Raw genomic sequence first — 18662 nt, forward strand, 5'->3', positions numbered from 1 at the left:
TTTTGTTGCGTTTATTTGAAAAGAAGAAAGGAGCCATGAAAAAAATGGCGAACAAACAAGCGTTGAATATTGTGAAAATGAAAAAATATAAGCAGGATGGCGTGCCGCTTACCATGATCACGGCTTACGATTATCCGACAGCTCTCCTAGCAGAGGAAGCAGGTATTGATCTGATCCTAGTTGGTGATTCACTTGGCAATGTAGTACTGGGTTATAACTCGACGCTTCCGGTGACCATCGACGATATGGTGTACCACACACGTTCCGTAGTGCGCGGTGCTGAGAAGACATTTATTGTGGCTGATATGCCTTTTATGACCTATCATGGCAGCGTGGATGAGACGCTTAAGGGTGTACGTCGACTGATGCAAGAGGGGCATGCCCATGCCGTTAAAATGGAAGGCGGAGTTGAGATAGCAGACACCGTTAGAGCAGTCGTGCAAGCAGGCGTGCCTGTTCTTGGCCATATCGGACTTACACCTCAATCGGTTAATCAGATTGGTGGTTACCGCATTCAGGGCAAGGATGCAGCGGACGCGAAACGTCTGATGGACGAAGCCAAAGCCCTGGAAGCTGCAGGCGCGTTTGGCATTGTGCTTGAACTGGTTACGGAAGAAGTTGCACGGGCAATCTCGGAGGAACTGTCCATCCCTACCATCGGAATTGGAGCAGGACGAGGCTGTGATGGTCAGGTACTGGTATTCCACGATGTGGTTCAATACGCCTCTCCGTATACACCCAAACGGTTTGTCAAAACCTATGGAGATGTGGGTACATTAATCAGAACGAGCATCGAAGCTTACGTGAAAGAAGTTAAAGATCGTTCGTTCCCGGCCGAAGAGCATGTATTCAATGCTGCGGATGGTGTTCTGGATCAACTGTACGGCGGACAACGCAAGGAAAAGGTGGGGAGTAACTCATGAAAGTATTACGGACAATCGCAGAGTTAAGACAGGAACTAAGCTTGAAGCGTCAAGCGATTCGGTCCAGTGCGTCCGTTGTAGGTCTGGTACCGACAATGGGTTATCTTCATCAAGGTCATGCAAGCTTGATGCAGGCAGCAAGAAAACAGAGCGATATCGTGGTATTAAGCATATTTGTTAATCCGATTCAATTTGGCCCTAATGAAGATTTTGACAGCTATCCGCGGGATGAAGCCAGAGATGTGGAAACAGCACGCTCACAAGGAGTAGATATCGTATTTATTCCCTCTGTTGAAGAGATGTATCCACAGGCAACACAAACGACCGTATCGGTCTCAAAACTGACGGAGCGCCTATGTGGCGCTTCCCGTCCGGGGCATTTTGACGGGGTAACGACCGTAGTCTCCAAACTGTTTAACATCGTACAGCCACAGCGTGCATTTTTTGGAATGAAAGACGCTCAGCAGGTTGCGGTCATTCAACAGATGGTGAATGATTTGAATATGCCTGTAGAAATTGTACCCTGTCCGATTGTTCGCGAAGAGGATGGGCTTGCCCTCAGTTCACGAAATGTCTATCTTAGCGCAGAACAGCGTACACAGGCATTGGTTCTGTCGAAGGCACTGCGTGCAGCTCAGGAAGCCGCAGATACAGGTGCAGCTATAAACGCTGCAGATATCCGTCGTATTCTGCGCGAGCAGATTGCAAGCTCACCGCTTGCCGTTATCGACTACGCCGAGATTCAGGCTTTTCCAAGTCTGGAGCCGCTCGCAGATCAGGAGGAAGTTCAAGGACGTGATGATCTGCTCATTGCACTTGCGGTGAAATTCGGAAAAACAAGATTGATTGACAATATAAGGTTGCAAAAATCGGAGGTACTGTCCCATGTTTAGAACACTGATGAAATCCAAAATCCACCGGGCTACGGTAACGGAAGCCAACTTGAACTATGTGGGCAGCATTACCATAGATGAAGACTTGATGGAAACATCCGACTTGATGGAAAACGAGAAAGTGCAAATTGTGAACAACAACAATGGTGCACGTCTGGAAACTTATGTGATTCCAGGACCGCGCGGGAGCGGGGTCATATGTCTTAACGGCGCAGCTGCACGGCTGGTGCAGCCTGGAGATAACGTCATTATCATTTCTTATGCCATGATGTCGCAAGAAGAGGCAAATACTCACAAACCAACCGTTGTATTTGTAGATGGACAGAATAAACCTGTACAAACGATGAAACAGGAAGTCCACGCAACAATTATGTAATCGACTGGTAAGGAGAATGAAATCGGCCCTTGAAGCAAAAAATGAGTACAGGTCACTGCACTAATCCATTTTTTCAAGGGTGGGATGCATCGATGTTCCAGCATGTTTTCGCAGAAATGAACGACATGTTAGATGAAATTATCAAGAGCTATCCTTCCGCTGAAGGCCTGAACAAACAAGAATTGCTGCAAAAGTGGAATTTGCTTAAGCGGATGAGTGACGGAATGCTGGATGAATGGCTGATGTTTGAAGAAAAGATGAGCCAGGTGAGGGAGCGGGAGATGGATAAGCCTGCTTCCCTTGAACCGGAACAGGAAGCTGTTACCGCTCTGCCTGAACTCCATCTGGAATGTTTCAGTCGAGGTCAGGGCTATTTCAAACTACAAATGTATCCGCAGGCGATCACGCAGTTCTCCCGGGTTGTGACCGACCATCCGGAGAGTGCATTGACTCGCTTTTACCTGGCGCTCGCGTATCTGAATCTGGAACAAATGGCGGAAGCCGGGACACATTTGCAGCAGATCATGTACCTTAAGGGTTCACCTCGCTTAAAAGGGCTTGTATGTAACGCCCTGGGCTGTATTCAAGCCAAGCTTGCGAATCCCGAAGCTGCATGTTCACTCTTTGCACAGGCCCTTCAGTATGACCCGACATTGACCGAACCACTGTACAACATGGAAGCTTGCAGGTTGAACAGGGGAAAATTGCAATATGCTAATCAGCTGACGACCCTTCATTAAGCGGGAATTCGGCGACAAAAAACGGTGTTCCCTCCTTTGGCATAGCGGCGGGGACACCGCTTTTTTGTCAGTTAATTTTCAAATCCCCTTTTTTTTGCTATGCTGTAACATAGACTGGAATGGAAGGGACCGTACATTGCAATGAAATTTGCCGTATTGGATTTCGAAACAACCGGCACGCAGTCCGACGGTGAGATTATACAGGCCGGACTTGCCATCATAGATCATGACTACAGCATAACTCAAATATATAGTTCTTATGTGAACCCTGGTGTGCCGATTCCCCCGTTTATTTCGGGGTTGACGGGTATTACCGATGAAGATGTAGCGGACGCTCCTTCACTCGAAGAGATGATGATGGAGATGGTTCCGCTGCTTAATGATGTGGTGCTTGTTGGACACAACGTTGCCTTTGATTTTCACTTTTTGCAGAATGCTCTTGACCGTTGCGGTTATTTGCCGTTCACTGGCCGTATTCTGGACACGATTGATTTTCTGAAGATTACATTCCCATCACTGGGTTCTTATCAACTCGGTTATGTGTCTTCCGAATTTGGATTTCAACATGATCGCCCTCACCAGGCAGACAGTGATGCACTGGCGACAGCCTATGTGCTGCTCAAGTGTCTGGATGAGTTAAAGGAATTACCGCTCATAACGATTCAGCGCCTCAGTGACCTGTTTGCACCAGAAGACAGTGACTTGGGCTGGTTTTTGGACGGGATGCGCAGTGAGAAGGAAGCAGAGCCGATTCAGGATCTGGACGGACATACCTATTATCGTCAGCTTGCTCTTAATGTAAGTGATTGGACCGACATTGGTGCACCACGCGATGAGCGGGAGGCTAACCCCCTTGATGGTGTAAGCTTCGAACAGTTTATGGACCAGGTTCGGGAGAACCTGAAGGATACACTGGATCATTACGAAGAGCGTGAAGCGCAGACTCAGATGTTCAGCAGTGTAAGGCAAGCCCTGGATGAAGAGAAACATCTCTTGATCGAAGCTGGAACGGGTACCGGCAAATCTCTAGGGTATCTGTTGCCTGCTATTTACGAAAGTGTGAAACAAGAACAGAAAGTTATGGTCAGCACGCATACGATCAATCTGCAGGAGCAATTGAGAGAGCGGGACATTCCGATGCTGACTCAAGTGGTTCCGTTCCCGTTTAAGGCTGCTGTATTCAAAGGACGTGGACATTACCTGTGCCTGCGCAAATTTGAACACAAAATCAATAAACGTGAATTCGCCACACCTAAAGAGGATTATTTCACAGCCGCTCAGATGATCGTCTGGCTTACGCAGACTGAAACCGGAGATGATGAGGAACTTAACCTTAGCGGACGCGGAGGGGACTTCTGGGAGACGGTACAGAGCGAATCCGAATCATGTCTGGGAAGATCCTGTCCATGGTTCCGTAAATGTTTCTACCATCGTGCCAAACATGAGGCAGGGTTGTCTGATATCGTAATCACCAATCACTCCAAATTATTTACGGATGTGAAAGCCGCGCATCAGCTGCTGCCAGCCTATGAGAGTCTTGTAATCGATGAGGCACATCATCTGGAGGATGTCGCTGGTAAACATCTTGGAATGCATATGAAATATTTCACTTTGGTTCATACACTGACCCGCCTGTTTAAAGACAGTCGTAATGGTCAGCTGCCTATGCTTCGTTCGCAGTTATCCGGGCATGAAAATTCGGTGCAATGGGGCTCCATGGTGGACCAGATGTTCCCGCTCGCTCTTGAGGTCAAGGAACTGTGGGATCGTATGAGCGATGCCTTGTTTGGTCTGTTGCCTGAACGAAGTGATGCTTCACCGGGCGAGACGGGGCAATTTTCACTGCGTCTGAAAGCATCTCAGAAACCTGCAAAATGGCAGGAGTTGCAGGATCTGGAGAACCAGATCTATGTGACTCTGGGCGATTTGGTTCGCAAAGGGGACAAATTGCTGCTTGAAGTGAAAGAGGATCAGGATGATTATCAATCGGATAGTCTGATCACGGACATTACAGGATTACTGAAAGATCTGACCACATTGAAGGAGAATCTACGTTTCTTCATGCGTATGGATGACGCCAAAACGGTGTACTGGATGGAAGCCAGCGGCCAGTTCCGCAGCAAATCTCTCCAGCTGTATGCCGTACCTGTAGATGTCAGTGCACAACTTAAGGATTTGTTTTTTGATAAAAAGAAAAGTGTTGTGCTTACATCAGCTACGCTTTCGGTAGATAAGTCATTCCAGTTCATGATTGAGCAGCTTGGCTTGCAGGAAGCTTCCGAGAATAATCGGTTGTTAACATCAATGCTGCCATCACCTTTCAACTATCGCGATCAGGCACTTCTGGTGATTCCGCGTGATTTCCCGAGTGTGAAGGGCAGTGTGGGTGATGCGCACTTTGTTAATATGCTGGTGCAATCACTCGCAGAGACGGCAATTGCTACGCGTGGACGCATGATGGTTCTGTTTACTTCATACAAGATGTTGCGACAGGTCTATGATCCACTGAAAGAGGCGCTGTCTGGCAACGACATCTCGTTGCTTGGTCAAGGCGTTGATAGTGGAAGTCGTTCCAAATTGACTCGCAGGTTCCAAGATGCCAAAGCAACAGTACTTCTGGGCACAAGCAGCTTCTGGGAGGGTGTAGATATCCCGGGAGAGGCTCTGACCTGTCTCGCTATAGTGCGACTGCCTTTCCAGCCGCCGAATCATCCGTTGGTGGAAGCCAAGAGTGAGTTGCTTCAGGAACAGAAGAAAAATCCGTTCATGAAACTGTCCGTGCCACAAGCGGTCATTCGTTTCAAGCAGGGATTTGGCCGATTGGTGCGTACAGCAAAGGACAGAGGAATTGTCATTGTTTATGATACACGTGTGATTGAAGCGTACTATGGTAAATTCTTTTTATATTCATTACCAGGTCCCAAAATGGAGCATATGCTCACGGAGCAGATGGTTCCACGAATCACCGAGTGGTTGGAAAAACCTGCTAATGAACAAGAATAATGGTTGTTTTGTTCGTTATATCATTGCATGACACTATCGTTTGGCGTTAAACTTTATTAGATATTTCCGTATCCGATTAAAGCAGTTGCACGTAAGAACTTATAACCTAAATTACAAGGAGCATTCTGTATAAAATGTCACGTCTATCATTGAGTTTATACAGAATGCTCATCTTTTCATCTATTATTTTATCGTGGCCTTGGTAAGGGGGAGCAAGAATGAAATCGGATAAAATTTCGGAAGCGGTGGTACGACGTCTGCCTGTATACTTGCGCTATTTGAGCGAGTTGCACCAGCGTGAGGTGGCTACTGTTTCTTCTCAAGAGCTTGGACAAAGGCTGGATCTGAATCCGGCCCAAATTCGTAAAGACCTGGCTTACTTCGGTGATTTTGGTCGTAAAGGGATCGGGTATGATGTATCCTATTTGATCGAGAAAATTCGTCACATTCTCAAAATCGATCAGCAAATTAATGTAGCTCTGGTAGGTGCGGGTAACCTCGGACAGGCCTTGTCCAACTACAACGCATATCTGAAAGACAACATGAAGATTGTTGCTGTATTTGATGCATATGGACCGAAGATTGGTAGTCAAATCAACAGTTTGACGGTAAAACCAATGAATGAATTGACGGAAGCGGTTAAAACGGATAACATCCGCATCGGTATTATTACGGTTCCGGATACGGAAGCCCAAAATGTAGCCGATCAGCTTATTGAATCGGGAATTGAAGCGATCCTTAATTTTGCACCAACAATTCTAAAAACACCGCCGCATATCCGCATTCACCATGCTGACTTTACAACGGATCTGCTTAGTTTGGCCTATTACTTGGAGACTGGAAAGGACGACGAGGAAGATGACAACAAATAGATGGGTAATTCACAACGGCAAATTTGCCGTTAATGAAGGCGGCACAACATGGAACGTTGTTCAAGGATACATGGTTGTTGAGAATGACAAGATTGTGCATATTGGTGAGACATTGCCGGATGGAGACGAAAATTGTACCAAAGTGGATGGAAAAGGATTGTTCTTCCTGCCGGGTCTGATCAATACGCATGGTCATGCAGCAATGTCGTTACTCAGAGGGCACGGAGACGATCTTGCGTTGCAAGTATGGTTGCAGGAAAAAATGTGGCCGATGGAAGCGAAAATGACTTCAGAAGACGTATATTGGGGAACTTCGCTATCGGTGCTTGAAATGTTGAAAGGCGGAACTACAGCTTTCCTGGACATGTACGATCACATGGATCAAGTTGCCAAAGTTGTGGAGCAATCCGGCGTTAGAGCAGCACTGGCACGTGGTGTAATCGGGCTGTGCTCGGAAGAAGAGCAACTGCGGAAGCTGGAGGAGTCGGCAGCGTTTGCACGTGAGTGGAATGGACAGGCAGATGGTCGCATTACAACCGTAATCTCGCCACACGCACCATATACATGCCCTCCTGACTACATAGAGAAGCTTGTACAGGTCGCGAACGACCTAAACCTTCCTCTTCATACACATATGTCGGAAACGCTTCGTGAAGTCGAGCAGAACGTGGCTGATTATGGACTGCGTCCTGTAGCACATCTGGAGAAACTGGGCTTTTTCTCCCGTCCATCCCTGGTTGCACATGCGGTGCATCTGAATGACGAAGAGATTGAGATTCTGGCCCGTCATGATGTGGCTGTATCCCATAACCCGGGAAGTAACCTGAAACTCGCTTCCGGTGTTGCGCGTGTACCTGCGTTGCTGAAAGCAGGAGTTACCGTTTCACTCGGAACTGACGGACCAGCAAGTAACAACAACCTGGATATGTTCGAGGAAATGAGACTGGCTGCATTGATCCACAAAGGTGTATCTGGTGACCCGACGGCAGTGCCAGCAGGCGAAGCGTTACTACTCGGAACGTCATATGGTGCCAAATCAATCTTCTTGAACAATACCGGAGCACTCCAGGTCGGCATGAAGGCTGATTTTATCGCCTTGGACATTGAACAGGCACATTTCTATCCACATACAGACCTGATCTCACATACGATCTACTCGGCTTCTGCCAAAGATGTTGAGCACGTATGGGTGGATGGGAAACAAGTGGTGAAACATGGCGAATGTCTGACGCTGGATGAAGAGCGCATTTTGCGTGAGTCTCAATTGGCATTTGATGGTCTGCTTGCTCGTTAATTGCAGGATAGAGCATCATAGGGAAAGGAAGTTCGGCTTTTGAAGAAAAAAAAGAAGTGGATATGGATTTCGCTGCTTGCACTGGTTCTGATTCTGTTTGGACTTCAGCGTTATTACGTCCATGTCACGCAGGACCAGCGCAAGGAAGAAGCGCTCGCAATACAGGCAGCACAGGAGCAACTGGGCATTACATCCTATGATGAATTGCGCAAGTACATCTGGGGAGACAAAGAAGGCTCTGACAACATCTACTGGACCCTGATCGGCAAAAACAAGGATAACCAGGATGTTATGGTCTGGGTTAAATTCGATGCAAACAATCAACCGGCTAAGGGTGCAAACGCTGTACACAGTGAGCTGCTGCAGAATGGCATGTCCGAAGCGCAGATCCGCAATCGCTTCAGTTCTGAAGTTCCTGCCGGCGAGATTAAGCGAATCATGCCCGGAGTTGTGAATGGAATATATGTGTGGCAAGTGTATTATAAAGACGGTACGCATAACCACTATCGTTTTTATCGTTTTAGCAACGGAGAACAGGTGGACCTGGTCTACACACTCCCGAACAGCTAGAACAAATAGAGTGACATAGCTAGAGAATGAATGAAACAAAAGAACCGGCAGACGGATATCCGACTGAACCGGTTCTTTGTGTTGCCCGTAAACTTAAATAATTTAAATAGTTAAAATTAATAATTTATTCATATTTTCGCCTTCGAAATTGTATATACGATGTGATATACTCAGATATGTACTCAAAGTTACATTCAAAACAAATAAACCTGTCGAAATTATCGCAGGAGTCAATGTGCACATATTCTTATATACCAATAAGCCAGTAGGTTGGGCCAAAATCTGGGAGGGGTAATTCACTTGAAACTAAAAGTATTGCCTATTGCTTTAACTGCCGTCATTTCAGCCGTTGTGTTGTTTGGAGGTTGGTTTGTATATCGTCAGGTGGCTGTGCAGAATCCGATTGAAAAGATGGTTACCCAGTACGATGGAGTTAATGACGTTCAATTAACTATTAACCGCAATGACGTACAATTGAAACTGGATCTGCAACCTGATGTTGATTTGGGCAGACTGGTACAATATATTCACAAAGAAGGACAGACCCTGATTGGAACACGATCACTAAAATTGGACGTTGTGGATCATTCCAGTGAAGCACTGGAAAGTTGGTGGGGTGATGCGATGTTTACCGTAGCTCAGGCGATGGAGAACAAGCAATACACCGAGATTACACCAACGTTGTCAAAGATGGCGACCAATGGAATTAAGGTTAATACAGCGATGGATGACAACAATGTATATGTCAGTCTCAGAGACGGAGATGCCAGCAAGTTTATTATTCTGCCGCGTGTGCCCGGTCAGATAGGAGTGTGGCCTAATGCCTAAGTGGACAAAAGAAGTTGCCATCGGATTTTTTCCCGTATTGATTATTTTTCTTGCTTTTACTGGTGTTAATATTGTTCCGATTCTGATTGCAGCAGTGCTTGTCGGAGCTTTGCTGTTCATGATGCAAATGCGTGGCGGGATTACAGTAGGCGCTGCACAGGAACGTAAACGGAAGAAAAAAGGACCTTCCAAGCTCACTTTTGAAGAAATTGGCGGACAGGACAGTGCCAAGCAGGAATTGCGTGAAGCACTTGACTTTCTCATCAAACATGAAGAAATTCGGAAGTTTGGGATTCGCCCGTTAAAAGGGATCTTGCTGACGGGCCCTCCAGGGACAGGAAAAACGTTGATGGCCAAGGCTGCTGCCCATTACACCGATTCTGTTTTTGTAGCAGCATCTGGCAGTGAGTTCGTGGAAATGTATGTTGGTGTGGGTGCCAGCAGAATTCGGGATTTGTTCAAGGACGCGAGAACTCGTGCCACCAAGGAAAATAAGGAAAACGCTATTATATTTATCGATGAAATCGATGTCATCGGGGGGAAACGTGAGGGTGGTCAACAGCGTGAATATGATCAGACCCTCAATCAGCTCTTGACGGAAATGGATGGAATCTATTCTTCCGATACGCCGAGAATCCTTGTTATCGCTGCAACAAACCGCAAAGAGATGCTCGATAGCGCTCTGACGCGCCCGGGACGTTTTGACCGCCACATTCAAGTGGACTTGCCTGATAAGAAGGGCAGAAAGCATATTCTGGAACTGCATGCGGTGAATAAACCTCTGATGAAGGAAGTTAATCTGGAGAAGACCGCAGAAGAATCGTATGGTTTCTCCGGTGCACAGCTCGAAAGTGTGATGAACGAAGCAGCAATATACGCCATGCGAGACGGCCTGTTAAATATCGAACAGCGGCATTTGTCTCTGGCTATTGATAAAGTCATGATGGGTGAGAAGACAGACCGTGAGTCCAGTGTGGAAGAGAAGAAAAGGGTCGCCATTCATGAATTGGGACATGCCATTATGGCAGAACTCGTTCGTCCAGGCAGTGTAAGCCAGGTGGCACTCAGTCCGCGTGGTCAGGCGCTGGGATATGTGCGTCATAACCCTCAACAGGAACAGTTCCTCTATACGAAGCGCTTTCTGGAAGAGCAGATCATGATTGCACTCGGAGGAGCAGCTGCGGAGGAAATGTACTATGGTGGTCGTTCCACAGGTTCACGCAATGACTTCGATCAGGCAACCAATGTTGTACAGACGATGATGGCTTCCGGGTTAACATCACTTGGGATTGTGAACATGGATATGGTCACAACCGAGGAACTCATGCGTGAGAATAAATTAATTCTGCAAGAACTGATGGAACAGACAAAGCGGTTGCTTGAAGAACAACGGACAATTTTCGACAATTCACTCGACATCCTGATTCGTGAGGAAGTTTTGTCCGGCGAGCAATTTCGTTGTCAATTTCGTGACAGTGCCCTTCTACCAGCATAATTTATTTATGCTGGTTATTTTTTTTTACATTTCACTCGTGCTAAGATATTATTATATGTTGGGTCGAAATTTGTAATTTTCGGCGAACAGGGTACAATAGAGAAATAGAGAACCGAAAGGATGGAGCAGAACCATGTTTTTCAAAAAAATAGGAGTTGTCGGCGGCGGTACGATGGGGCAAGGTATTTCCCAGATGCTCGCAGCCAAAGGACTTGATGTGCTTCTCGTGGAGCATACAACACAAAAGCTGGATCATGCATATGACATGATCGAAACCAATCTGGATAAACAACTGGAGAAATGGGCGATTACAAAAGCGGAGAAGAAGTTAATTCTTTCCCGCATTACCAAGGTAGCTCATTTAGCTGAACTTGGAACTTGCGACATGGTCATTGAGACGATTTCAGAAGATCTGGATGCGAAAAAAGCAGTATTCAGCCAACTGGACCAAGTTTGTCCAAGCAATGTCATTCTGGCAAGTAATACATCCACGCTGAGTTTGACCGAGCTTGCAAGCTCGACCAAATACCCAGAGCGTGTTATTGGTATGCACTTTATTCACCCGGTATCCCGGGTTGATCTTGTAGAGATTATTCGTGGACTGAAAACTTCGGATACAACATTCGAAGAAACCAGACGTTTTGTTGAAGAAGTAGCGGACAAAAAAGGAGTCATGATCTATGAATCCCCTGGATTCGTAACTTCCCGTCTGATCTGCCTGCTGATTAACGAAGCGTTGCATGTATTGCAAGAAGGTGTTGCATCTGCTGAAGATATCGATGATGCAATGCGTATCGGATACAACTTCCAGCATGGACCACTCGAAATGGCTGACCGTTTTGGATTGGATTCTGTTGAAGCTGCACTCGAAAGAATGTTCCGTGAATTCGGAGAATTGAAATATCGTCCTTCTACAGTCCTGAAGAAAATGGTGCGTGCAGGACACCTGGGTGCCAAAACAGGCGAAGGATTCTTCAAGTACGACAAGGATGGTGACAGACTGTGAAAGTACTCGTAATTAATGCGGGGAGTTCCTCGCTCAAATATCAACTGTATAATATGACTGACGAATCTGTACTGGCTAAAGGTTTGGTAGAACGGATCGGAATGGATTCCTCCATTCTGACACATAAACCGACAGGCCGTGAGGATGTTACAGAAGTTAGTGAAATTCTGGAGCATACAACAGCGATCCGTAAAGTCATTGATATTTTGACTCACAAAGAAAATGGTGTACTGGATTCTGTAAGTGAAATTCAAGCTGTTGGACACCGTGTCGTTCACGGTGGTGAAGCATTTAAAGAATCTGCATTGGTAGATGATGCTGCCAAAGCTGAAATTCGTCGTTTGTTCGACTTGGCTCCACTTCATAACCCTGCAGCAATGATGGGTATTCGTGCGGCTGAATTAAATATGCCAGGTGTGCCTCAGGTAATGGTCTTTGATACAGCATTCCATCAGACGATGCCTGAAAAAGCTTACCTGTATGCCATTCCGCGTGTACTTTACAAAAAATATAAAGTACGTCGCTACGGCGCACATGGTACTTCCCATGATTTCGTAAGCAAGGCAGCTGCTGAATACTTGGATCGTCCAGTGGAAGATTTGAAAATTATCACTTGTCACGTCGGTAACGGTGGTAGTGTAACAGCAGTTAAAGGTGGCGTATCCGTGGATACTTCGATGGGTATGACTCCGCTTGAAGGACTGATGATGGGAACGCGTTCTGGTGACCTTGACCCAGCCATCGTACCTTATGTAATGAACAAGGAAGAACTGAGCGTAAGCGAAGTGAATTCCATGTTGAACAAACACAGTGGATTGCTTGCGATCTCCGGAATCAGCAGTGACATGCGTGAGATTACGGAAGGTATGGAGAATGGCGATGCCAACTCCACGCTTGCTTTTGAAATGTACGAATACCGTCTGCGTAAATACATCGGTTCATATGCAGCTGCAATGAACGGTGTAGACGTGATCGTCTTTACGGCTGGTGTAGGTGAGAACTCTGTTGTACTTCGCCAAAAAGTATGTGAGCAGCTCACTTATCTGGGTGTTGAACTGGATGAAGCGCTGAATGCCATTCGTTCCGGCGAACCACGCCGGATCACAACAGCCAATTCCAAAGTGGAAGTTCTCGTTGTGCCAACAAACGAAGAATTGGTAATTGCACGTGATACACACCGAATCGTATTGAATTCTCAGTAATCTAACTGTAAAGTAAATATAGAATGACAAGGAAGTGCAGAGGACAGGCATAAGCCTGCCCGCTGCATTTTCAAATTCAGGAACCAAGGGGAGATATGGGCATGAATACGAATTGTGTAATTCGTAATGTGAACGAGCATGTGGGCGAAACCGTAACAATCGGTGCCTGGATTAACAACAAACGTTCCAGCGGTAAAATTCAGTTTTTGCAGCTGCGTGATGGAACCGGATATATCCAAGGGGTTGTTGTGAAAAGTGAAGTTAGTGAAGAGATTTGGAACAATGCCAAGAGCCTGACACAAGAAAGCTCTTTGTATGTTACAGGTATTATTCGTGAAGAACCTCGCAGTGCGTCTGGTTACGAGATGACTGTTACAGGGGTTGAGATCATTCACCTGACTGAAAACTATCCAATTACGCCTAAAGAGCATGGTGTTGATTTCTTGATGGACCATCGTCACCTGTGGCTTCGTTCAACGAAGCAACGTGCGGTTATGGTGATTCGTGCAGAGATTATTCGCGCTGTTCAGCAGTTCTTTGATGGTAACGGATTCACACAAGTTGATCCTCCGATTTTGACACCATCGTCTGCGGAAGGAACAACGAACCTGTTCCACATCAAATATTTTGATGAAGATGCTTATCTGACACAAAGTGGTCAATTGTATATGGAAGCTGCAGCCATGGCGCTGGGCAAGGTATATTCCTTCGGTCCAACATTCCGCGCTGAGAAGTCCAAAACACGTCGCCACTTGATTGAGTTCTGGATGATTGAGCCGGAAATGGCATTTGTAGATCACGAGGAAAGTCTGCGCGTACAAGAGAAATTTATCGCTCATGTCGTTCAATCCGTGGTGAAAAACTGCCGTGCAGAACTGGAATCTATCGGTCGTGACGTATCCAAACTCGAAGGCATCGTAGCGCCATTCCCGCGTATTACGTATGATGAAGCAATTGAATTCCTGCATGGTCAAGGCTTTGATATTCCTTGGGGAGAAGACTTTGGCGCACCGCACGAAACAGCAATTGCTGAGAAGTACAATACACCGGTCTTTATCACGCATTACCCAGCTGGAATCAAAGCATTCTACATGAAACCAGATCCGAATCGTCCAGAAGTTGTTCTCTGTGCTGATATGATTGCACCAGAAGGATACGGAGAGATTATTGGCGGTTCGCAGCGTATCGATGATCCGGAATTGATGCAACAACGTTTTGAGGAGCACAATCTCTCGGATGAAGCTTACCAATGGTATCTGGATTTGCGTAAATACGGATCGGTTCCTCACTCCGGTTTCGGTCTGGGATTGGAGCGGACGGTAGCATGGATCTGTGGATTGGATCATGTACGTGAAACAATCGCATTCCCACGTATGCTCTATCGTCTGTACCCTTAATGCTTAACCGAGGAGCATCTATGGAAGACACCACATCCAAAGCTTGGTTGGATGGAGCAGCTTATGGCATGACATCGGGTACAGCCCATCTGCCGTATGCCTTGTTACGTTTTTATCACCAGCTTGGTCTATCAGATGCAGAAGTGCTTCTTCTGATTCAACTGCTAGGGTTCCGTCAGGCAGAGTTCAACGAGTTTCCCACGCTTGAAGAGCTTGCGGCGCGCATGGGACTTGCACCTGAAGGCATTGCCAGAATGTTGCAACGTCTGATGAGGGATGGGTATATTGCTATTGACGAGCACCGTGACGAAGAACGGGACATCCAGTACGAGCGATATGACTTACATGGATTATATGCCAAGCTTGCAACGTGCACTGCTGAAGAAGTAGCCGCATTCCGTGCGGAGCAGCAGAGTATCAATACAGCACGTCAAGATTCGAACAGTGTTCAAAAAGAAGAGGAAGAACGGAATATGTTCTCCATCTTTGAAAAAGAATTTGGACGTCCGCTCTCTCCAATGGAGTGCGAGACGATATCCAGCTGGTTGGATCAGGACCGTTATCAAGAGGAATTGATTCTAATGGCTCTGAAGGAAGCGGTTTTTGCAGGCAAAGTACATTTCCGGTATATCGATCGAATACTGCTTGAGTGGAGTCGCAATCGTGTCAAGACCGTTCAAGACGCGAAGGCGTACACGCAGCGGTTTCGTAATGGTGGACGTTAATTCCAGCGTAGGCAGGGACAAGAAACAGGCCAGAAGTCATTCTGTGCCTGTTTTTTTTGGATTAAAGATTGGATGAGTGATTAGCAGCATCAACCTTTCAGGCAATGATTTCATTTTGTTTTACAAAAATTTGATAGATCACGCAGGGGTTAACGCACAAGCTGTCGTCTATTGTATTGGAGAGGAGGGGAGAGTTATTGATGAAGCGCGCGTAATCGAACAAATCCGTCAAGGAGATACATCCCAGATGCGTACTCTGATTGATAAGTATAGCCAGCATGTATATCATGTGGCCTATTCCGTACTCAGGAACGATCAGGAAGCACAGGATGCAGCTCAGGAGGCGTTCATACAGATGTATAAATCTCTCCCCGACTACCGTTCTGAAGGTTTCAAAACGTGGTTAACCCGAATTGCCTTTCACAAAGCGATTGATGCCAAACGCAAGCTGGGCAGACGAACTGCTGAGGATCTGGGTGGAGAAGAAAAAATAATCAATATGCCCGGACGGGATGAAGACGTTCTTACCCGTCTCGTTCGTGAAGAGCGTCAGGATAAACTTCGCGAACGAATTAATCAGTTGCCTGCTCAGCATCGTGATATTATCACTGCGTATTATCTAAGCGAAAAAAATTATGAGCAGATTGCCAGTGATGCACAGGTGGCTGTGAAGACCGTGGAATCCCGCTTGTATCGTGCCCGGCAGTGGATTCGAAAACATTGGAAGGAGGATGAATGGCGTGAGTAAACAGGAGAAATATACCGCTGCGCAATGGACTGATTATATTGAAGGTCATATGAGTGAAACTCAAGCGAACCAAATGGAACAGCTTCTGATGGAAGATCCGGATGCGATGGACATCTATCTGGAAGCGCTTGGTATCCATGGAGAACTGCCTCCGCTACATGACCCAACAGGGTTTGCGGATTCAGTCATGCATCGGATTGAGGGCATTCAATCATCCAAGGTACAACGCAAATCCCGTGCTGGACGAAACCGGCGCTGGCTTGATCATAAAGTGTTCCATTACGCGGTAGCGGCCTGTTTGACATTGATCTTCCTCTCGTCTGGACTTTTTGACAAGGTAGCACCATATCACAAGTTCCAGGATGGCGACCACAGAGGGTCTTTTACCGAGAAATGGACGGAGGCAGCCACTTCATGGCTGGATAACCTCAAGCCTAAACCATAAATAGTTTCGCATTGCCTGAAAAGAAAGGATGACGACTGTGCACTCAGATCGTAACAAACTACTCGCATTTCTATTAAACCTGATACCCGGTCTTGGTTTTATGTATTGGAGGCGGCCTACCAGAGCTGTGGTCTATCCATTACTCTTTTTTGGAACAGGCATTGGCTTCGTCATGTTGGCGTTGTTGACTGATGAAAAGGAATTGATGGTTGTTGGGTTCCTGGGAGCCATATTCTTCTGGTGTATCAGCATGCTGGATATGATTATCGTTCTACTCCGTGCCCCTTCATTGCACGAAGTTCATTACCAAGGTTATGGGACACATTACGGTGGTCTCCATCAAGGCGCGGCTTACCAGAAAGCATATGCTGGCCAGGAAGAGCATCTGGGACAGATGGATCAGGAGGAGCCACATCAGCATCATAGTGGAGTGTATGGTGTGCCCGAGGGTGGATATGGTCAGCCGATGTATCAAAAAGGCACTGAGGGTGAACGCTTCTTTACCATTTTACTCTCATTTGTTCCAGGATTGGGACATCTTCATCTGGGATTGTTGCATCGTGGGTTGTCCTTCCTGATGGCGTTCTTTGGTTCATTTGCCATGATGGTTTTTGTAGCTTCGATCACCAATGAATCGGTGTTTTTAATGTTCCTACTCATATTGCCTGTAATTTGGGTATACTGCATGTTTGACGCGGTGCAGCATGTCCACCGTAAGCAGGCTGGTGAGGTGTTGCAGGATCGGACATTATTCGAAGAATTGGAGATGGGCAGAGTAGCCGGCAGACGTAGCAAAGTGCTTGCAACGCTGTTATCCGCTTTTCCAGGTGCGGGTCATCTCTATCTAGGATTGCAAAAAAGAGGCATGCAACTCATGTTCCTGTTTCTCGGCAGTATCTACATTCTGGACCTGCTTCATTTATCGGTGTTCCTGTTCATGATTCCACTGATCTGGTTCTACAGCTTCTTTGACGGACTACAGTGCTCCAGTCGCTATGGACGCGAGCCATTGATTGATCAGCCGATCTTCAAGGACTGGGCCCGTCATCAGCGTCTGATTGGATTCGGGATTGCGGCGCTGGGTCTATATTACTTGACGATCCGGCTTGTTATTCCACAGCTGAATGAACTGTTCCCTAATGCATTTATGACATATGAAATTCGTTCCTATTTGAACACTGTCATTGTATCCTTGCTGCTCATTTTTGGCGGTTTAAAATTGCTGTTTGGCAAGCAACGAGGGACGGGTATCCAAAGTGCTGCTCATCGAAATGATGAGGGAGCAGACAGTCTCTTTTTATTCAAGGATCGGGATGATCGACTGTAATCTACGATCCAAGTTGAATTAAAGATTATTTACACTGACACTACGATGACAGAGCAACCTTCTAATCTCTGTTATCCCCACAACATAAAAACACGCCAAGGGCTATGTATACCAGCCTCTGGCGTGTTTTTTGTTGTGCAGCTTTGATTTCGAATAAATGATTGCTATTTCGTGGCGCCCTTCAACAGAAGTTGACGGTACATCACTTCGAACAGGAACTCGAACGCTTCCAGATGACGTTTCGCTTCAAAAGCATCTTTACCCCAGGCATATATGCCGTGGTTCCGAAGCAAGATCCCTGGCACTTTGGCATCCAGTACATCGGGTACCAATTCAGCAATGGACGGAATGTCTGCAAAGTTAGGCAGGACAGGTACACGAATCTCCGCATTTTCTTCCCAAATGTTGAAAGCCTTGATCAACTCGATACCTTGAATCGGCACCTGACCCTCTGCTCCAAAGAATTCACTGATCAGGTTGTTAAACACAGTATGCACGTGGAATACAGCACCACAGCCGGTCAAACGATAGATTTCACAGTGAATCAACGTTTCGGCACTTGGTTTCAACGTTGTTGTTTCAATTGCTTTGCCGTGTTTGTCCACAAAAAGAAAGTCTTCCGGTGTGCGAAGAGATTTGTCTTTGCCTGAGGCGGTAACCGCAAAATAAAATTGCTCCGGGTCAAAATCTCCTACACGCATCGACAGATTGCCACTTGTTCCGGGGAACCAGTTACGACTTGCGAACAATGCTTTAATATCAGCCAGTTCTTCAAGGACCTGACGTTTGTGTTCCAATGTAATCTTTTCAAAGCCCAT

Annotated in this window: 18 protein-coding genes; 17 read left to right on the forward strand and 1 reads right to left on the reverse strand. The window is 46.5% G+C overall.

Annotated elements, in window-relative coordinates:
* Window positions 1-44: 44 nt before the first annotated feature.
* The 17 genes from panB (at window position 45) to NSQ38_RS16925 (ending at window position 17844) form a co-directional block, all read left to right on the forward strand.
* Window positions 45-923, forward strand: a complete 879-nt coding sequence (gene panB / locus NSQ38_RS16845) for a 3-methyl-2-oxobutanoate hydroxymethyltransferase (protein ID WP_036672039.1) — start codon at window positions 45-47, stop codon at window positions 921-923.
* The gene (panC, locus tag NSQ38_RS16850; RefSeq protein WP_338587561.1) at window positions 920-1816 is read left to right on the forward strand and encodes a pantoate--beta-alanine ligase; all 897 of its coding nucleotides are present in this window, start codon (window positions 920-922) and stop codon (window positions 1814-1816) included. The genes panB and panC overlap by 4 nt, the downstream gene beginning before the upstream one ends.
* The gene (panD, locus tag NSQ38_RS16855) at window positions 1809-2192 is read left to right on the forward strand and encodes an aspartate 1-decarboxylase (protein ID WP_017687742.1); all 384 of its coding nucleotides are present in this window, start codon (window positions 1809-1811) and stop codon (window positions 2190-2192) included. The genes panC and panD overlap by 8 nt, the downstream gene beginning before the upstream one ends.
* A 116-nt stretch (window positions 2193-2308) precedes the next feature.
* Entirely contained in the window at window positions 2309-2932 is a 624-nt protein-coding gene (locus NSQ38_RS16860; RefSeq protein ID WP_339783002.1) for a tetratricopeptide repeat protein, read from the forward strand.
* A 141-nt stretch (window positions 2933-3073) separates the two neighbouring features.
* The gene (gene dinG / locus NSQ38_RS16865) at window positions 3074-5935 is read left to right on the forward strand and encodes an ATP-dependent DNA helicase DinG (protein ID WP_339783005.1); all 2862 of its coding nucleotides are present in this window, start codon (window positions 3074-3076) and stop codon (window positions 5933-5935) included.
* Between the two features lie 218 nt (window positions 5936-6153).
* Entirely contained in the window at window positions 6154-6807 is a 654-nt protein-coding gene (locus tag NSQ38_RS16870; RefSeq protein ID WP_062835163.1) for a redox-sensing transcriptional repressor Rex, read from the forward strand.
* On the forward strand, window positions 6794-8101 hold the full coding sequence (locus tag NSQ38_RS16875) for an amidohydrolase (protein WP_339783008.1): 1308 nt from the start codon (window positions 6794-6796) through the stop codon (window positions 8099-8101). The genes NSQ38_RS16870 and NSQ38_RS16875 overlap by 14 nt, the downstream gene beginning before the upstream one ends.
* Before the next feature lie 39 nt (window positions 8102-8140).
* The gene (locus NSQ38_RS16880; protein ID WP_338587556.1) at window positions 8141-8671 is read left to right on the forward strand and encodes a DUF5590 domain-containing protein; all 531 of its coding nucleotides are present in this window, start codon (window positions 8141-8143) and stop codon (window positions 8669-8671) included.
* A gap of 300 nt (window positions 8672-8971) precedes the next feature.
* Window positions 8972-9499: a hypothetical protein gene (locus tag NSQ38_RS16885; protein ID WP_017687748.1), complete on the forward strand. Its 528-nt coding sequence runs from the start codon at window positions 8972-8974 to the stop codon at window positions 9497-9499.
* Window positions 9492-10994 (forward strand): AAA family ATPase, encoded by a 1503-nt coding sequence (locus NSQ38_RS16890; protein ID WP_338587555.1) that lies wholly within the window; start codon window positions 9492-9494, stop codon window positions 10992-10994. Before NSQ38_RS16885 ends, NSQ38_RS16890 begins: the two co-directional genes overlap by 8 nt.
* 133 nt (window positions 10995-11127) lie before the next feature.
* Window positions 11128-12000 (forward strand): 3-hydroxyacyl-CoA dehydrogenase NAD-binding domain-containing protein, encoded by an 873-nt coding sequence (locus NSQ38_RS16895; RefSeq protein WP_017687750.1) that lies wholly within the window; start codon window positions 11128-11130, stop codon window positions 11998-12000.
* Window positions 11997-13202, forward strand: a complete 1206-nt coding sequence (locus NSQ38_RS16900) for an acetate kinase (protein WP_036671987.1) — start codon at window positions 11997-11999, stop codon at window positions 13200-13202. Before NSQ38_RS16895 ends, NSQ38_RS16900 begins: the two co-directional genes overlap by 4 nt.
* 101 nt (window positions 13203-13303) lie before the next feature.
* Window positions 13304-14599, forward strand: a complete 1296-nt coding sequence (asnS, locus tag NSQ38_RS16905; protein ID WP_017687752.1) for an asparagine--tRNA ligase — start codon at window positions 13304-13306, stop codon at window positions 14597-14599.
* Between the two features lie 20 nt (window positions 14600-14619).
* On the forward strand, window positions 14620-15324 hold the full coding sequence (locus tag NSQ38_RS16910) for a DnaD domain-containing protein (RefSeq protein WP_339783010.1): 705 nt from the start codon (window positions 14620-14622) through the stop codon (window positions 15322-15324).
* A 247-nt stretch (window positions 15325-15571) separates the two neighbouring features.
* Window positions 15572-16072 carry a sigma-70 family RNA polymerase sigma factor gene (locus NSQ38_RS16915; protein ID WP_152416945.1) on the forward strand — a complete coding sequence of 167 codons (501 nt, stop codon included), beginning with the start codon at window positions 15572-15574 and terminating at the stop codon, window positions 16070-16072.
* The gene (locus tag NSQ38_RS16920; protein ID WP_339783012.1) at window positions 16065-16517 is read left to right on the forward strand and encodes a hypothetical protein; all 453 of its coding nucleotides are present in this window, start codon (window positions 16065-16067) and stop codon (window positions 16515-16517) included. The genes NSQ38_RS16915 and NSQ38_RS16920 overlap by 8 nt, the downstream gene beginning before the upstream one ends.
* Before the next feature lie 28 nt (window positions 16518-16545).
* Window positions 16546-17844 carry a multi-tm2 domain protein gene (locus NSQ38_RS16925; protein ID WP_339783016.1) on the forward strand — a complete coding sequence of 433 codons (1299 nt, stop codon included), beginning with the start codon at window positions 16546-16548 and terminating at the stop codon, window positions 17842-17844.
* 164 nt (window positions 17845-18008) lie between these two features.
* On the opposite strand, the gene NSQ38_RS16930 is transcribed toward NSQ38_RS16925, so the two are convergent.
* Entirely contained in the window at window positions 18009-18662 is a 654-nt protein-coding gene (locus NSQ38_RS16930; RefSeq protein WP_264927388.1) for a methylthioribulose 1-phosphate dehydratase, read from the reverse strand.

This window comes from Paenibacillus sp. FSL R7-0313, assembly GCF_037969885.1.
Lineage (GTDB): Bacteria > Bacillota > Bacilli > Paenibacillales > Paenibacillaceae > Paenibacillus.

What these genes read in the sequence shown, in the direction of transcription:
- dinG (WP_339783005.1), top strand. Translation starts at nt 3,074, where the DNA reads ATGAAATTTGCCGTATTGGATTTCGAAACAACCGGCACGCAGTCCGAC.
- NSQ38_RS16915 (WP_152416945.1), top strand. Translation starts at nt 15,572, where the DNA reads ATGCGTACTCTGATTGATAAGTATAGCCAGCATGTATATCATGTGGCC.
- panD (WP_017687742.1), top strand. Translation starts at nt 1,809, where the DNA reads ATGTTTAGAACACTGATGAAATCCAAAATCCACCGGGCTACGGTAACG.
- NSQ38_RS16910 (WP_339783010.1), top strand. Translation starts at nt 14,620, where the DNA reads ATGGAAGACACCACATCCAAAGCTTGGTTGGATGGAGCAGCTTATGGC.
- NSQ38_RS16930 (WP_264927388.1), bottom strand. Translation starts at nt 18,662, where the DNA reads ATGGGCTTTGAAAAGATTACATTGGAACACAAACGTCAGGTCCTTGAA.
- NSQ38_RS16925 (WP_339783016.1), top strand. Translation starts at nt 16,546, where the DNA reads ATGACGACTGTGCACTCAGATCGTAACAAACTACTCGCATTTCTATTA.
- asnS (WP_017687752.1), top strand. Translation starts at nt 13,304, where the DNA reads ATGAATACGAATTGTGTAATTCGTAATGTGAACGAGCATGTGGGCGAA.
- NSQ38_RS16875 (WP_339783008.1), top strand. Translation starts at nt 6,794, where the DNA reads ATGACAACAAATAGATGGGTAATTCACAACGGCAAATTTGCCGTTAAT.
- NSQ38_RS16890 (WP_338587555.1), top strand. Translation starts at nt 9,492, where the DNA reads ATGCCTAAGTGGACAAAAGAAGTTGCCATCGGATTTTTTCCCGTATTG.
- NSQ38_RS16860 (WP_339783002.1), top strand. Translation starts at nt 2,309, where the DNA reads ATGAACGACATGTTAGATGAAATTATCAAGAGCTATCCTTCCGCTGAA.
- NSQ38_RS16870 (WP_062835163.1), top strand. Translation starts at nt 6,154, where the DNA reads ATGAAATCGGATAAAATTTCGGAAGCGGTGGTACGACGTCTGCCTGTA.
- panB (WP_036672039.1), top strand. Translation starts at nt 45, where the DNA reads ATGGCGAACAAACAAGCGTTGAATATTGTGAAAATGAAAAAATATAAG.
- NSQ38_RS16895 (WP_017687750.1), top strand. Translation starts at nt 11,128, where the DNA reads ATGTTTTTCAAAAAAATAGGAGTTGTCGGCGGCGGTACGATGGGGCAA.
- panC (WP_338587561.1), top strand. Translation starts at nt 920, where the DNA reads ATGAAAGTATTACGGACAATCGCAGAGTTAAGACAGGAACTAAGCTTG.